14 protein-coding genes are annotated in these 14,837 nt (G+C 60.9%); 13 read left to right on the top strand and 1 reads right to left on the bottom strand.

Going from position 1 to position 14,837, the window contains the following annotated elements; translation table 11 throughout:
• Positions 1-169: 169 nt before the first annotated feature.
• From LC094_RS10310 to LC094_RS10285, 6 genes are all read left to right on the top strand, one after another.
• Positions 170-988 (top strand): ABC transporter permease, encoded by an 819-nt coding sequence (locus LC094_RS10310; RefSeq protein ID WP_226552592.1) that lies wholly within the window; start codon positions 170-172, stop codon positions 986-988.
• On the top strand, positions 985-1,791 hold the full coding sequence (locus LC094_RS10305) for an ABC transporter ATP-binding protein (protein ID WP_226552590.1): 807 nt from the start codon (positions 985-987) through the stop codon (positions 1,789-1,791). Before LC094_RS10310 ends, LC094_RS10305 begins: the two co-directional genes overlap by 4 nt.
• Positions 1,788-2,780 (top strand): ABC transporter ATP-binding protein, encoded by a 993-nt coding sequence (locus tag LC094_RS10300; protein ID WP_226552588.1) that lies wholly within the window; start codon positions 1,788-1,790, stop codon positions 2,778-2,780. The genes LC094_RS10305 and LC094_RS10300 overlap by 4 nt, the downstream gene beginning before the upstream one ends.
• A 71-nt stretch (positions 2,781-2,851) precedes the next feature.
• Positions 2,852-3,403: a flavin reductase family protein gene (locus LC094_RS10295; protein ID WP_226552586.1), complete on the top strand. Its 552-nt coding sequence runs from the start codon at positions 2,852-2,854 to the stop codon at positions 3,401-3,403.
• A complete protein-coding gene (locus tag LC094_RS10290; protein ID WP_226552584.1) occupies positions 3,400-4,485 on the top strand; it encodes a 3,4-dihydroxy-2-butanone-4-phosphate synthase in 1,086 nt (361 codons plus the stop codon). Before LC094_RS10295 ends, LC094_RS10290 begins: the two co-directional genes overlap by 4 nt.
• Positions 4,482-5,927 carry an amidase gene (locus tag LC094_RS10285; RefSeq protein WP_226552582.1) on the top strand — a complete coding sequence of 482 codons (1,446 nt, stop codon included), beginning with the start codon at positions 4,482-4,484 and terminating at the stop codon, positions 5,925-5,927. Before LC094_RS10290 ends, LC094_RS10285 begins: the two co-directional genes overlap by 4 nt.
• 44 nt (positions 5,928-5,971) lie before the next feature.
• Here LC094_RS10285 and LC094_RS10280 read toward each other — a convergent pair whose 3' ends face one another.
• Complete coding sequence (locus tag LC094_RS10280) at positions 5,972-7,201, bottom strand: MFS transporter (RefSeq protein WP_226552580.1); 1,230 nt, start codon at positions 7,199-7,201, stop codon at positions 5,972-5,974.
• Between the two features lie 142 nt (positions 7,202-7,343).
• On the opposite strand from LC094_RS10280, the gene LC094_RS10275 reads away from it, so the two are divergent.
• The 7 genes from LC094_RS10275 (at position 7,344) to LC094_RS10245 (ending at position 14,772) form a co-directional block, all read left to right on the top strand.
• A complete protein-coding gene (locus LC094_RS10275) occupies positions 7,344-8,108 on the top strand; it encodes a flavin reductase family protein (RefSeq protein WP_226552578.1) in 765 nt (254 codons plus the stop codon).
• 136 nt (positions 8,109-8,244) lie between these two features.
• The gene (locus LC094_RS10270) at positions 8,245-9,834 is read left to right on the top strand and encodes a gamma-glutamyltransferase family protein (RefSeq protein ID WP_226552576.1); all 1,590 of its coding nucleotides are present in this window, start codon (positions 8,245-8,247) and stop codon (positions 9,832-9,834) included.
• Positions 9,835-9,864: 30 nt separating this feature from the next.
• Positions 9,865-10,683 carry a sulfite exporter TauE/SafE family protein gene (locus tag LC094_RS10265; RefSeq protein ID WP_226552907.1) on the top strand — a complete coding sequence of 273 codons (819 nt, stop codon included), beginning with the start codon at positions 9,865-9,867 and terminating at the stop codon, positions 10,681-10,683.
• Positions 10,684-10,938: 255 nt separating this feature from the next.
• Positions 10,939-11,805, top strand: coding sequence for an FAD binding domain-containing protein (locus LC094_RS10260; protein ID WP_226552574.1), 867 nt, complete (start codon positions 10,939-10,941; stop codon positions 11,803-11,805).
• Positions 11,802-12,281 (top strand): (2Fe-2S)-binding protein, encoded by a 480-nt coding sequence (locus LC094_RS10255; RefSeq protein ID WP_226552572.1) that lies wholly within the window; start codon positions 11,802-11,804, stop codon positions 12,279-12,281. Before LC094_RS10260 ends, LC094_RS10255 begins: the two co-directional genes overlap by 4 nt.
• Positions 12,281-14,524 (top strand): xanthine dehydrogenase family protein molybdopterin-binding subunit, encoded by a 2,244-nt coding sequence (locus tag LC094_RS10250; RefSeq protein ID WP_226552570.1) that lies wholly within the window; start codon positions 12,281-12,283, stop codon positions 14,522-14,524. Before LC094_RS10255 ends, LC094_RS10250 begins: the two co-directional genes overlap by 1 nt.
• Positions 14,521-14,772: a MoaD/ThiS family protein gene (locus LC094_RS10245; protein WP_226552568.1), complete on the top strand. Its 252-nt coding sequence runs from the start codon at positions 14,521-14,523 to the stop codon at positions 14,770-14,772. The genes LC094_RS10250 and LC094_RS10245 overlap by 4 nt, the downstream gene beginning before the upstream one ends.
• Positions 14,773-14,837 lie beyond the last annotated feature (65 nt).

Raw genomic sequence — 14,837 nt, 5'->3', positions numbered from 1 at the left:
TTCAGCATCTCCGCCCGCCTCCCCAAGTTTTGGGTCCCTCAGAGTGGTCGCGGATTCTCGAGGTAAATGGAAAAAAGCGATGCCAACCACACAGACGGACATAAGCAGTCCCCCTCCCCTCTCAGTGCGCCGCCGACTGTTCGCAGTCATCCCCACGCGCACGGCCGCAATGCTTTCGCGTTTCTCACTCTCAATGTGGCTCGGCGCGGGGCTTTTGATCTTCTACGTGGGGATTGCCCTACTCTCATTGTTCTGGACGCCACATGATCCGGCCATGCCCGGCGTGGGACCAAGCTATGCGTCTCCCAGTTGGGCCTTTCCCCTTGGCACAGACCGTCTGGGCACCGATCTTTTGTCGCGCCTGATGGCGGGCACACGCTACGATCTTGGCATCTCGCTCGTCGCAGTTTTCCTGTCTTTCAGCATCGGCACCTTTCTCGGCACGATCTCGGGCTACTTCGGTGGCATGATCGACTCCGTCATCATGCGCATGGTCGAGATTTTTCAGGCCTTCCCCGCGCTTCTCTTTGCCATGTTGATCGTTCAGACCATCGGCGCCGGGGTGGTCAATGTCATTGCAGTTCTGGCCTTTGTCGGCATGCCCGATTACTTGCGGCTTGCGCGCGGAGAAGTGCGTTCGCGCCGCGATTGGCAATATGCGGAAGCCGCCCGACTGGTCGGCAACAACTCGTGGGGGATCGCGTTCAAGCACATCCTGCCCAACTGCCTTGGACCTCTTTTGGCTTTCACATCCATCAACGCCGCCTTCGCCGTTCTGGTGATCGCGAGCCTCGGTTTTCTCGGCATCGGGCTCAGCCCGGACACACCGGAATGGGGCAATATGATCGCCCGCGGCCAAGACGGCATCATGACCGGCCAGTGGTGGGTGTCCTTATTTCCGGGCGTGGCCATCCTCGGCATGACGGGGGCCTTCTACCTGCTCGGCGACGCCCTCTCTGATCTCTTCGACCCCCGGAGGCGCACATGACCGATCCCATTCTCAAGATCAGCAGCTTCAGCGGCGGGTTTGCCAAAGAGACCGGCGACGTGACCCAGATTTTATACGATGTCAGCTACGCCTTGGAACGTGGCAAGCTCACGGCCGTTGTCGGCGAAACGGGCAGCGGCAAATCCGTCACCGCCCTTTCGGTGCTCGGACTGCACCCCCCGTCCTTCCGGCATATCTCCGGCAGCATTTGCTTTGACGGGATCGACCTGACGTCAGTCGACGCGCGCGAATTGCACAAGTTGCGCGGCAGTCGGATCAGCATGGTTTTTCAAGACGCACGCGCCGCCTTGAATCCGGTCTTTACCATCGGACGGCAACTTGCAGACACCTACAGACTCCATCACGGCGGAAGCCGCCGCGCGGCGATGGAACATGCCATCGAAGCCTTGCGCCGCGTCCATATCCCCGAACCCGAGAGCCGCGCAAAGCAATATCCGCACGAGTTCTCCGGCGGCATGGCACAGCGCGCGATGATCGCCATGGCCGCTCTGATTTGCACGCCTGACCTGTTGATCCTCGACGAGCCGACCACGGGACTTGATGTTACCACACAGGCCGAAATCATGGATCTCGTGCTTGGTCTTGCGCGGGAGCGCGCCCTGACGGTCTGTCTCATCACCCATGACCTCGGCGTCGTGGCGGAGACATGTGATCATGTCGTGGTCATGAACCGGGGCCACGTCGTGGAGACAGGAAGTACCGAACAAATCTTCACCGCGCCGCAAAACGACTATACGCAGCGTCTCTTGGCGGCCAGCCAGCTTTCGGAGGCAGCCGAATGAAAACCTATCCCAAAAACTACCCCATCGTGCAGGTCCGCAACCTACAAAAGCACTTCCCGGTCGGGCGTGGTCAGAAATTGCATGCCATCGATGGCGTCGATTTCGATCTTCAGCCGGGGCGCACGGTGGCTCTGGTCGGAGAAAGCGGCTCGGGCAAATCCACTGTGGCGCGCTGTATCATGCGATTGATTGAGCCGAGTGCGGGTGATGTCATCTTGCACGGGAACTCTATTCTCCCTCTGACGCCGCTCCAGATGGTCGAAAAATACCGGCAACTTCAGATGGTCTTTCAGGACCCGAATGCATCGCTTAACCCGCGCATGAAGGTCCGCAAAGTGCTTGAAGAACCGCTCAAGCTGCATTCGCACCTGAACGCGGCACAACGCACCACCCGCCTGAATGAGCTGATCGAAATGGTGGGCCTCACTGTGGCACATCTGGATCGCTACCCACATGAAATGAGCGGCGGTCAACGTCAGAGGGTCGGCATAGCCCGCGCGCTTGCGATCAACCCCGAAGTCGTCTTGCTGGACGAGCCGACGGCATCTCTCGATGTCTCCGTCCGGGGTCAAATCCTCGCTTTGCTCAAAGAACTGCAGGTCAAACTGAACCTCGCCTTCCTCTTCATCAGCCACGATCTTCCTGTGGTGCGTCACGTCGCCGATGAGGTGGCCGTGATGTATCTTGGCCGGATCGTCGAACAGGGTCCGACCGAAGACATCTTTCACAACCCCCGCCACCCCTATACGCGCGCCCTGATTTCTGCGGCGCCAGTCGCGGAATGGGGCGTCACGCGCAAACGCGTGCGGCTGGACGGAGAAATCTCAACCCCCATTGATCCGCCTGCGGCCTGCCGCCTCTCCGGGCGATGCCCGATCGAACAGCCAAGCTGTTCGACACGCGATATGCCTCTGCAAGAGATCGGCGCGGATCATCGCGTCGCCTGCCCGTTCGCGGTCGAGCAATTCCCTGAGCGCGCAACCGGATGAGACCCGCCGGATAGATCCCTGCGTCTCGCCACTGCGCCTGTCCCAAAATAGCATTTAGAAAGCCCTCAAACATGCAGTCACTTCGACCTTTGCCCATGTCCGCTGAACAGGACCTTCCAGACGTCACAGCAGATCTTTTCCGCCAACTCTGGCGCGGTGTCGGCGCCACGGCCACGCTCGTCGCCACCGAGCATGAAGGCCAGCGCCACGCCATGATGGCCACCGCTGTCACCTCCGTGTCGCTTGACCCGCCCTCCTTGCTGGTCTGTGTGAATCGCAGCGCCTCTGCCTTTCGCGCCCTCGAAGCAAGGGGGGCCTTTTCACTTGGCATTTTACCCGCAGCACAGCAGGATCTTGGCGCAGCCATCGCGCATGCCCCCGCTCAGGAGCGGTTCGACCATGGCGACTGGGCACGTCTCGATGCGCCGAAACAGGACTGTCACCAGCTTCCATGGCTGCGCGAGACGGCCACAACACTCTTTTGCAAAGTCGAAAATTCCCTCGACCACGGCACGCACTGTCTGTTGATCGCCAGAATTGACGCCGCAATCGGCGAGACCCCGACCGACCCGCTGCTGTATATGAACGGTCAATTCGGGCGCTTCGCGGAGATGCACGGATGACAAGCACATGGCGCGAAAGCCCCGCAAATGCCCGCACCCCGCAATTCGCCCCGATCGAGGCGCTGATCAAAGACGTCGCTGCCGGGAAGATGGTCATTCAACTTGACGACCTGTCCGAACAGCCTCGTGCGCATCTCACGATCCCCGCGCGTTTCGCGGGCGAGCAGGCCGTCAATTTCATGGCCACCCATGGCAGAGGTCTGGTCTGCCTCGGCCTGAGCGCCGAGCGCATCAAGGCACTGGGGCTAAAGCCCTTGCCCCGTCGCAACAAACATCCGGGCACGCCTGAGTTCTATCAGTCGATTGAAGCAAAGGACGGCGTCTCCACCGGGATTTCCGCCAGCGACCGCGCGCAGACGATTTTGGCCGCCTATCATCCCGATAGCCCAGCCGATGCGGTGGTCACCCCCGGTCATGTTTTTCCGCTCTGCGCGCATTCCGGCGGCATCCTCGCCAGACAGGAGCGGTCCGAGGCTGCCATCGAACTTTGCCAGCTTGCCGATCTCGAACCGGCCGCAACGATTTGCGACATTCTGAACGAAGTCGGTGACTTGGCCGGACCGGACGACTTACAGATCATCGCCGCGCGGCACGGCCTTAAAATCGGACGCTATTCCGATCTTCTGAAATTCTGTAAAGCGAGACACGGTTTCCAGATTGAAGCCCGACATTCCTTGCAGGATGCGGCGCTTGGCCCTTGCACGGTGTTGGGCATTCGCGAAGAACCGAAGGGCGCGCGCCATCTCGTGTTGACTTGCGGCGACATCACGGCGCCTGAGCCTTTGGCCTGCCATGTCAGGCATTTCGATCCGGCAAACGATCTCTTCGGTCTCGCAATCGGGGCGCGTCCAAACGATATGCGCCATCTTTCTTTCGACAGGATCGCGCATGAGCGGCGCGGTGCGTTCGTCGTCCTGCATACCGAATCCCTCACCGGCCCCGAGAAGGACAATGACAGGAACGACGAGGAGACCGCGGCGCGCCTTTTGGCAAGTCTGGGTGTCCGTCACATCGCGTTCACATCCCCCTCTCGCTCCGAAACCCTCGGAGATCACGCAGCGATGTCATGGGCCACCAAATGACGGGATCTGATGACATCAGCCGGATGTCCGGCACAGAGCAAGCCCAGCGCATTCGAAACAAACAGCTGTCCCCCGTCGAGGTGACACGCGCCGTTCTGGACCGGATCGACGCGCTCGACCCGGTGCTCAACGCCTTTTGCACGCTCACCGCAGACATGGCGATGGATGCGGCGCAGAAAGCCGAAGCAGCCGTCATGGCGGGCGCGCCGCTTGGGCCGCTGCATGGTGTGCCGGTCTCTCTCAAGGACTTGATTTGCACCAAAGGGGTGCGCACCATGTTGGGCTCCGAAGCCTATAAGGACTTCGTGCCCGACGAGGACGATATCGTCGTTGAACGTTTGAAAGACGCCGGTGCGATCCTGTTGGGCAAGACCAACACGGCCGAATTGGGCTATGGCGCCGTTGGCCACAACAACATCTCGCCCACCACCCGGAACCCCTGGAACACGGACAAAACGCCGGGCGGATCGAGCGCCGGCAGCGCTGCGGCGGTTGCAGCGGGGATGGGGTCCCTGACGCTGGGAAGCGATGGCGGCGGGTCGATCCGCAGCCCTGCGTCTTTCTGCGGATTGTTCGGAATGAAACCCTCCTTCGGGCGCGTGCCGGCCTATCCCGGCTGCCGCGATCCGCGTTATCCGGGCCTCTCGTCATGGGAAAGCACCGAACATATCGGTCCCCTCACCCGCACGGTTCAAGACAGCGCACTCATGCTCAAGGTCGTCTCCGGCCCCGACATGCGCGATTGCCATTCCCTGCCCGGCCCGGAGTTTGATTGGCTGGAGACCCTGCAGCAGGATCTGCGCGGCAAACGCATTGCCTACACCCCGGATTTTGGCGGCTGTCGTGTCGATGCCGACGTCCGGCAATTGACGGCAGAAGCGGCTCAAGTGTTCGCCACGGAGTTTGGTTGCGAGGTCGTCGAAGATGCCCCGGATCTGTCGGATATGCTCGATCTGCACTGGATGATCATTCTGCGCGACAGCGATCTCAGCGGCATGCGTGAATTGCACCGCAAGGGGCTGATCTACATGCCGCATCTTCGCGCCGCCATGGAGCAATCCTATAGCGCCGAAGCGTTGACGGATGCCGCCAGACAGCGACAAGAGGTGGTCATGCGCATGTGGCGTTTTATGTCCAAATATGACCTGTTTCTCTGTCCCACGGTCGCCTACCCCGCCTTCGACATCGACCAATACGGCCCTGACACGATCGAGGGTGCGCCGGTCGAAAGCCTGTTGGGAGGGCTGCCGTCGCTCTGGCCTGTCAACCACACCGGACAGCCGGCCGCCTCAGTGCCCTGCGGCATGACATCAACCGGATTGCCCGTCGGCCTTCAGATCATCGGACGGCACCTCGACGATCCTTTGGTCATGGCCGCCTCCGCCGCATTTGAAACGGCGCGTCCCTGGGCGCATCTCTGGCCCGAGATTGCTACGACCTGACAGGAAAGCGCGCGGTTTGCGCGCTTTCCACTTGGTCGGGGCTATCAAGTCTGCGCGACAACGCCAGTGGCGGCTCTGTTTGCCCGCAACCAGACAAGCGCCAGGAAGCAAAGCCCAAACGTCAAAACCGTCATGCTCGCCACAAAGGCATAAAACGCCCGCTCCAACCCAATACTCCCGACGATGAAACCCATCGCCATCGTCGGCGTCAGACCACAGAGATGACCGGCCACGTAGAACCATGCCGTATATTCGGTCCGCTTTTCCGGCAGAGCGGCCTGGTTCGCCAACCCCAGTGCGCCCACAAAAATCGCACCGTAGAATGCGCCCATGAGCGGCATGACGAGCAACAGCAACAGACCATTCGTGACTTGTAGGCCAAGCAACAAAACGACAAGGCATCCAGTCATCCCAACACCGCCCAAAATGATTGCCCCGATCGAATCCTTGCGGCCCAGAGCGATCTGTCCAACGCCGCTCGCGAGTTGGAAAATCACTGGCAACAATCCCGCCAAGCCCGCCGATCCCAAGCCAAAGAGTTGCACACCGATATGCGGCCCCAACCCCATCAGAACCGAGGCACAATACCAGCTGAGCCCCAGCCCCATGCAAGCAAGGGCAAAGAACCTGTTCTGAAAATTGCTTGAAATATGCCGCACCACATGACCGTCGGCGATGACATCCGGGACCTCAACGGGCCTTATATGATCGGGCCAACGAGACAGAAGAACTCCTACAAGCGCCACACCGCACAGCGCGGCGATTGTCAGAAACGGAATGAGTGTAGGGGCGACATCCACCGCCAAAGCCAAAGACGTCAGCATTGGCCCGATGGCCGCCCCGATACTGAACGCCAGGGTCGACACCATCGCCGCCCGTGCCCGTACTTTCTCCGGCGCCAATTCATAGAGGCGCACGGAGGCAATTCCGGTGATCATCCCCGCCCCCGCACCGTTCAGAATGCGCCCGGCGTAGAGCATGGCGACGTGATCGGCGAGTGCAAAGCAGATGAGCCCCGAGGCCGTAATGAACAGCCCGATCACAAGGACCATCTCTTGGCGTGGCAGAATGCGTGCCATGAAGGGGGTGATCAACAGCGATGACAAAATGCCGATCGCATAGACCACGAAAATGGCCATCGCCATAACATCGCTCAACCCGAAGACAGTCACGTAGGTGCCGTAAAGAGGGCTTGGTGCGGTGCTTCCCATCAGGGAGGTGCCGATTGCGAACACGCAGACCAACCGCGTCAGCCCAAAACGATCTCCCTTCATTTCACGACCACCGACTGCAGGCGCGCCATTGGGCAAACATATTGCGCTTGATAATACCTCATGCAGATTTCCTATAGTTGCGTCCCCGAGAGACTTCCGTTCCACGGCCAAGACACGGGTCTGTCTTTGGCTCACGTCGAGGATGAAATCGGGGATCGACGGCAGGGATGACCTTGGAAAGGCGTTCAAAGTGTCAGCACGCCGTCATGATGTGTTTTTTGATAACGGCATATTGCATCACTCTTCACCGGCCAGGCTATCAACCAAAAGGATGATTGAGAGAGCGGATGATCCAGCTGATCTTGCAGAAGAAATAGACAAATGGATTGCCCTTGCCGCGCCCCGCAAAGCGCCGCGTGACGAGAGGGTGAACAGGCCCCATGAAGGGCTGGAAGAGACTGATATGAGCCATGAACTGACCGACAAGATCGAGGCCCGCGCCTTTTGGCAAATCATCGGCGAACGTCCCATCGGCGCGACGATCGTTACGACCCGAAACGAGGCGGGACAGCCAAACGGTTTTCTAGGTCTCTCTGCGGCCCATGTCTCGGCCAGCCCGCCGAAAATGCTGGTCTCGATTGATCGCAAAACCTCTGCCCTCGCGGATATCGTTCAAACCGGCCGATTTTCACTCAACTTCCTGCCGGCCGAGGCCTCGGACCTCGCTGGCGCTTTCGGCAAAAGTGGCCCCAAACCTTTCGAGACGGACGATTGGGACACACTTTCAACCGGAGCGCCCGCGTTGAAAACAGCGCTTGGGGTGATGGACTGTGAACTGTCCCAAATCGTCGAAGAAGACGACGTCGCGATTGTGATTGGCCGAGTGGTCAGTGCGCGCTCTGCCTCTGGAGGCGATGCCTTGGTGTTTTTTCGGGGCGCATTCGAGCGCCTGAAATCTCATGCGTGACGCTCCGCTCTCAAACGCCGAGCTCTCGAAAACAGCCTCCACATCCTAGGCGAGCCCTGTTCAAGCCTTTCGTTCGACCTGACCCACGGCGCACCGCTGGCCGCGCCCCTCCCTGCATAACCCAAGGAGCTTAGATATGTTCGATTTCTTCTCTGCCCGCCGTCCCAGCACCCTCGCGCAAGAGGCCATGATCGCCACCTCGCACCCTCTGTCCACCGCCGCAGGTCTCGACATCCTGTCAGCCGGGGGAAATGCGGTCGATGCCGCCATCGCCGCCGTCGCGGTTCAATGTGTGGTCGAACCGCACATGACCGGCATCGGAGGGGATTGTTTCGCGATCTATGCCCCGAAGGGCGGCAAAATCAAGGCTTTGAACGGTTCAGGCCGCGCCCCTGCCGCTGCAACGCTAGAGGCCTTGAAGGCCGCCGGGCTCGGAACTGAAATCCCTCAGACGAGCCCGCATGCCGTGACCATCCCGGGCTCTGTCTCGGCGTGGTGCCGTTTGCATGCAGACCATGGCTCGCTTCCTCTGGACCGGCTTTTTGCACGTGCGATTCACTATGCGGAAAACGGCTATCCGGTGACGCCACGCGTCGCGATGGACTGGGCGGCCTGCGCCGAACTGGTCAGTGGCGACCCCCATGCCGCAGCACTTTTCCTTCCCGACGGCGTGGCGCCCAAGGCAGGCCAACGTCATGCACAACCTCTGCTCGGCACCCGCCTGCGCGAGATCGCCGCAAAAGGGGTCGCAGGCTTTTACGAAGGCGAGACAGCCGCCAAAATGGTGGCGCATCTCAAGGCGCTTGGAGGGCTCCATAGCGAAGAGGACTTCCACAAAGGCGCACATCAAGCCCATTGGGTCGAGCCGATTTCGACACGCTATGCCGGGTACGATGTCCTCGAATGTCCGCCCAATGGTCAGGGGCTTGCTGCCCTTCTGATCCTGCGAATCCTGTCGAAGTTCGACATGGGCGAGACCCTGTCAGAGGCCGATCGCATCCACCTCCATGCCGAAGCGGTCAAACTCGCCTATCACCACCGCGACGCGCTGATCGGCGATCCTGCCGCCTGCCCCGACATTACAGAGACCTTGCTGTCGGATCAGGTCGTGGACAAGCTCGCAAGTCGGATCGACATGGCGCGCGCCGCGCCCCCCGCGCTTTGGGACGAGCCGCCGCATAAAGACACAGTTTACCTGTGCGTCGTGGATCGAGATGGCAATGCGATCAGCTTTATCAACTCCCTCTTTCACGGCTTCGGCTCCACCCGTCTCGATCCTGCGACAGGCGTTCTCTTTCAGTCACGCGGGGCAAGTTTCCGCCTCATCAAAGGTCATCCTAACGCGATCGGGCCGGGCAAGCTGCCGATGCACACCATCATTCCCGGCATGCTTTGCAAAGACGGCGCTGCGGTCATGCCCTTCGGCGTCATGGGCGGCCAGTATCAGGCGGCAGGTCACGCGGCGCTGTTGTCGGGCCTCCTCGATCGCGGCATGGAGCTTCAGGCGGCCATGGATGCGCCGCGCAGTTTTGCCGAGGGCGATATACTCCAGATTGAACCCGGCATTTCCGAAAGCGTTCGCAACGACTTGGCCGCCCGTGGTCACAAACTCGCGGTGCAAACAAGCCCGATCGGAGGCAGCCAAGCGATCCGCATCTGTGAAAACACGGGCTTTCTCATCGGCGGCAGCGACACGCGAAAAGACGGCATGGCGCTTGGGTTCTAACGCACGGATATGTATGACTCTATGACGGATATGGCCTTGCTTGACCTCGTTGCGCTCATCGCGGGCGTGATTGCCACCGCGATCCTCGCCGGGATCATGGCGGGCTTGCTTGGCGTTGGCGGCGGCATCGTCCTTGTTCCGGTCCTCTTCTGGATTTTGACCCTCATGGATTTTCCGCCGGACCTCACGATGCAAATGGCCGTCGCGACCTCTTTGGCGACAATCATCTTCACATCGATCTCATCGGCAAGGGCGCATCACAAACGCGGCAGTGTCGATCTCTCTCTGCTCAAACTCTGGGCCCCCGGCCTCATGCTCGGCGCACTCACGGGCGGGCTTGCGGCAAAATATATCGAGGCGTCAGGGCTAAAGCTTGTGTTCGGCACCATCGCTTTGTTGGTGGCCCTCAATATGGCGACGCCAAAAACACTCGTCCTGAGTTCACATCTCCCCCGAAACCGTCTCGTCAATGTGGTCATATCCTACATCATCGGCGGGTTTTCATCGCTGATGGGGATCGGCGGGGGGACACTCTCCGTGCCGACCTTGAGTGCCTTTTCCTTTGACATCAAACGCGCCATCGGAACGGCCTCCGCCTTTGGGATTTTGATCGCCATCCCGGCCGTCATGGGGTTTATCCTCTCTGGTCTTGGCGTTCCTTCTCGTCCGCCTTTCTCTTTGGGATTTGTCAGCATTCCCGCAGCGCTTCTGATTTTGCCCTTCACGGTGTCCTTCGCGCCCGTCGGCACCGCACTCGCGCACAAACTCGACAGGAAATGGATCAAACTGACCTTTGCGGTTTTCCTCGCCGCCACGTCCATCAAGATGCTCTCAAGTGCTTTGGGCTAAGTTTCACAGTTGATTTTCACAAACCTCTCATCGAGAGGCCGCCGCGCAGGACCAGCGCGAAACGATACCTCCTTTCGCCCAAGATTTCATGCATGAGACCCATGCCCGCTTTGGCAAAATCTGAGGTCAACTGACAATTTGGACTGGGGCTTGGCAGAAATGCTGTACCCCGATTGCATGCAGCGTGGTTTGACAAACGCTGGCTATTGCTCACACTGTTGACGTTGAGACAATTCAAATGACCGAGAGGACCCCGTGGATTTTCACACCCCATCATCCTTTGAGGACGCCTCAAAACGCGCGGCAGAAGCGACAGGTTTGACCCGCTTTCTCGCGGGCGGAACAGACGTTCTCGTCCAGATGCGCTCCGGCACCGTGTTGCCGGATACCCTGATCGACCTGAAACACATTCCGGGCACGCAGGACATCACCCGCACGCCCGACGGCGGCTGGCGGATCGGCATTGCCGTCTCCGGCGCACGCCTCGGCGATCATGCGGACCTCGTGGCCGACTGGCCCGGTGTCGTCGAAGGCATGGAACTCGTGGGATCGACACAGGTTCAGGGCCGCGCGACACTTGTCGGCAATCTTTGCAACGGATCCCCCGCCGCAGATAGCGTGCCGGGTTTGGTTGCCGCTCAGGCCTCTGTGGAGATCACGGGTCTGACGGGGGTGCGCACCGTCCCGGTCGAAGACATCCCGGCAGGACCGGGGAAAACAACGCTCTCGCCCGGTGATGTGATCTCCGGCATCCTCATTCCGCCGCGCGGGGCGCATGGGGGCGACGCCTATCAACGCTTCACGCCGCGCACGGAAATGGACATTGCCGTTGCGGGATGCGCGATCAGCCTGCGCGTGGACGGCGACACCATCACAGAGGCCCGCGTTGCAGTGGGCGCGGTGGCGCCGACCGTGCGGCTTGTGCCGGATGCGGCGGCTGCGCTGATCGGAAGCACGCTCGATGACACGGCAATTGACGCACTCGTCACCGCCGTGAGAGCCGCCTGTAATCCGATTGACGACAAACGCGGCACGGCGGAATTCAGAACCGACGTCGCGGGCGTGCTCGCCAAACGGGTCGCACATATCGCTTACAGCCGCGCAAAGGGAGACGCCCAATGAGCAAGATCCATGTCACGACTGTCGTCAACGGCGACGAGGTCGAATTCCTCGCGGACCCGCGCGAAACGCTTCTCGATTGCCTGCGCGATCACCTCGGGCTCACGGGCTCGAAAGAAGGCTGCGGGACCGGCGATTGCGGTGCCTGTTCGGTCACGGTGGACGGGGTTCTGGTCAGCTCCTGCCTGATGCTCGGCGTCGAGGCGCAGGGCAAGCGGATCGCCACCATCGAAGGGATGGCGAACGGCGAAGAGCTCCACCCGCTTCAGCGCCAATTCGTCGAACACGCCGCTCTGCAATGCGGGTTCTGCACGCCGGGTATTCTCGTCGCGGCCAAGGCGCTCTTGGAGAAAAACCCCGACCCGACAGAGACCGAAGTCCGCTATTGGCTCGCGGGCAATCTGTGCCGCTGCACGGGGTATGACAAAATTATTCGTGCCGTCATGGACGCCGCGTCTGAGATGAGAGGAGCGGCCTGATGCCCAAAGATGACATCAAAGAATTCCGTCTCGTCGGCACCCGCCCCAATCGCCCCGATGGTCTGGACAAAGTCACGGGCCGCGCGCGGTACGGTGCGGATATCACGGCGCCGGGGATGCTCTGGGGCGCGGTGCTCCGCAGCCCGCACGCCCATGCCAAAATCCTCAAGATTGACACCTCGAAGGCAGAGGCCCTCACCGGTGTCAAAGCCGTCGTGACCCGCGCGGATTTCCCGACGGGCCTCACCGGCGAGGAGTGGAACCTTCAGGAAAACACGATGGCGGGCGAGAAAGCGCTCTACGATGGTCACGCCATTGCCGCCGTCGCTGCGACCTCAAGCCTGATCGCGCAGGAGGCCGTTCGGCTCATTGAGGTGGACTATGAGGTTCTGCCGCATGTGACGGATGTGGATGACGCCATCAAACCCGATGCGCCGGTCATTCGCGAAGGAGCCGCCGACGCCAGCGTGCCCGAAGGCATGCCGCCCAATGTCGTCAAATACTTTGAGTTTGGGCGCGGTGACACGGCGGCGGGCTTCAAAGACGCCGATCTTGTCATGGAGCGGAGCTTTAAGACCGAAGCCACCCACCAAGGCTATATCGAACCCCATGCCTGCCTCGGCCAATTGGGGGCCGATGGCAAAGGCGAGATGTGGGTCTGCACGCAGGGTCAGTGGTTCATTCGCCAGATGTGCTCGGCCGTTTTGGGCCTCAACGCTGCGCAGCTTCGCGTGACGCCGTCCGAGATTGGCGGCGGATTTGGCGGCAAAACGACGATCTTCATGGAGCCGCTGTCCCTTGCGCTGTCGCAAAAGGCCGGCGGGCGTCCCGTCAAGATCGTCATGAGCCGTTCCGAAGTGCTGCGTGCCACCGGGCCGACCGCATCGGCCTCTATGGACGTGAAAATCGGCATGACCAAGGACGGCAAACTGACCGCCGCCCGTGCCGAATTTCGGATGCAAGGCGGGGCCTTCCCCGGCGCGCCCGTGGACATGGCGCTCTATTGCTGTCTTGCGCCCTACAAGATCGAGAATGTCGAACACATTGGCTATGACGTGCTCGCCAACCGCCCGAAATGCGCCGCCTACCGCGCACCGGGGTCGCCGATGGGCGCCTTCGCGGTCGAGAGCCTGATCGACGAAATGTGCCGCAAGCTGGATCTCGATCCGATGGAGGTGCGCCTCAAGAACGCCGTGCGCGAAGGGGATCAGGCCAGCTATGGTCCGACCTTTGGTTCCATCGGTCTCGTCGAGGTTCTGGAAGCGACCGCAAAGCACCCGAACCTCTCGGTGCCGCTCGGCCCCAATCAGGGACGCGGCGTGGCCTCTGGCTATTGGTTCAACCACAACGGCGAGACCTCCGTGTCCATGGCGATCTCCGAGGATGGCACCGCGCAGGTGTCCGTCGGAACGCCAGACATCGGCGGCAGCCGTGCTTCGATTGCCCTTATGGTCGCGGAAACACTTGGGATCGCCTACGAAGATGTTCGCGTGAACGTGGTGGAAACCGGCGCGCTTGGCGTCAACGAACCGACCCACGGGAGCCGCGCCACCTTTGCCACCGGCAAGGCCGCCACCATCGCCGCCCGCGCCGCGATCAAGGAAATGTGCCGACGCGCTGCGAATGAATGGGGCATTGATGAAGAGGCTGTCGAATGGGTCGACGGCGCCGCGCAACCTGCGGGTCCGAACGCGGGCGACTACCCTCCGATGAGCATCAAGGACATCGCGAAAAACATGGGATCGACGGGCGGTCCGATCTCTGGCCACCATGAATCCGTGCCCGATGGGGTTGGGGCCAGCTTTGGCTGTCACGTTGTGGACGTCGAGGTTGATCCCGAAACCGGCCTCACCAAAATTCTGCGCTACCTCGTGGTGCAGGATGCAGGCCGGGCGATCCACCCGTCCTATGTGGAGGGCCAGTATCAGGGCGGTGCCGTTCAGGGCATCGGTTGGGCGCTCAATGAGGAATATGTCTACGGCAAGGATGGTCGTCTTCAGAACCCCATCTTCCTCGACTACCGCATGCCCGTGGCCTCTGACCTGCCGATGATCGACACGATGATCGTCGAGGTTCCCAATCCGGGCCACCCCTTCGGGGTGCGCGGCGTGGGGGAAACGGGGATCACGCCACCGCTGCCCGCGATTGCCAATGCGATTCAGGGTGCGACCGGCGTTCGGATGTCGCATCTGCCGATGACCCCGACCAAAGTCCTCGCCGCTCTGAAGGCATCGCAAGAATGAGTGAACTCACCGTTCATCTGTGGGCCGGCCTGCGCCGGTTTACCGGTGGTCTTGAGGTCGTCACAGTGGAGGCCAGCAGCATCGGCAAGATGCTCGATGCGCTGGTGGAGGCCTACCCCGGTCTCGGTCCGATTTTCGAGGCCGGTATTTCGGTCGCCGTTGATGGAGAAATCATCAACGGCGGACGGCACCGCCCCCTCGCACCATCGAACGAGATTTACCTCATGCAGCGGATAAAGGGCGGATAGGGTTTCCCACAACAAGTTCTCCGAGGACAAAATCCTGTCAGCCATGGGCCTGAGGACCAAGGTCA

This window comes from Celeribacter naphthalenivorans (genome assembly GCF_020524585.1).
Taxonomy (GTDB): domain Bacteria; phylum Pseudomonadota; class Alphaproteobacteria; order Rhodobacterales; family Rhodobacteraceae; genus Celeribacter; species Celeribacter naphthalenivorans.
Note: the sequence above shows the minus strand (reverse complement) of the source record. Positions and strands in the feature narration are given on the sequence as shown.

Coding starts and splice junctions, on each gene's coding strand:
- LC094_RS10310 (WP_226552592.1), top strand. CDS start 170: ATGCTTTCGCGTTTCTCACTCTCAATGTGGCTCGGCGCGGGGCTTTTG.
- LC094_RS10245 (WP_226552568.1), top strand. CDS start 14,521: ATGAGTGAACTCACCGTTCATCTGTGGGCCGGCCTGCGCCGGTTTACC.
- LC094_RS10300 (WP_226552588.1), top strand. CDS start 1,788: ATGAAAACCTATCCCAAAAACTACCCCATCGTGCAGGTCCGCAACCTA.
- LC094_RS10250 (WP_226552570.1), top strand. CDS start 12,281: ATGCCCAAAGATGACATCAAAGAATTCCGTCTCGTCGGCACCCGCCCC.
- LC094_RS10270 (WP_226552576.1), top strand. CDS start 8,245: ATGTTCGATTTCTTCTCTGCCCGCCGTCCCAGCACCCTCGCGCAAGAG.
- LC094_RS10275 (WP_226552578.1), top strand. CDS start 7,344: ATGAAATCGGGGATCGACGGCAGGGATGACCTTGGAAAGGCGTTCAAA.
- LC094_RS10305 (WP_226552590.1), top strand. CDS start 985: ATGACCGATCCCATTCTCAAGATCAGCAGCTTCAGCGGCGGGTTTGCC.
- LC094_RS10290 (WP_226552584.1), top strand. CDS start 3,400: ATGACAAGCACATGGCGCGAAAGCCCCGCAAATGCCCGCACCCCGCAA.
- LC094_RS10295 (WP_226552586.1), top strand. CDS start 2,852: ATGCAGTCACTTCGACCTTTGCCCATGTCCGCTGAACAGGACCTTCCA.
- LC094_RS10255 (WP_226552572.1), top strand. CDS start 11,802: ATGAGCAAGATCCATGTCACGACTGTCGTCAACGGCGACGAGGTCGAA.
- LC094_RS10280 (WP_226552580.1), bottom strand. CDS start 7,201: ATGAAGGGAGATCGTTTTGGGCTGACGCGGTTGGTCTGCGTGTTCGCA.
- LC094_RS10265 (WP_226552907.1), top strand. CDS start 9,865: ATGGCCTTGCTTGACCTCGTTGCGCTCATCGCGGGCGTGATTGCCACC.
- LC094_RS10285 (WP_226552582.1), top strand. CDS start 4,482: ATGACGGGATCTGATGACATCAGCCGGATGTCCGGCACAGAGCAAGCC.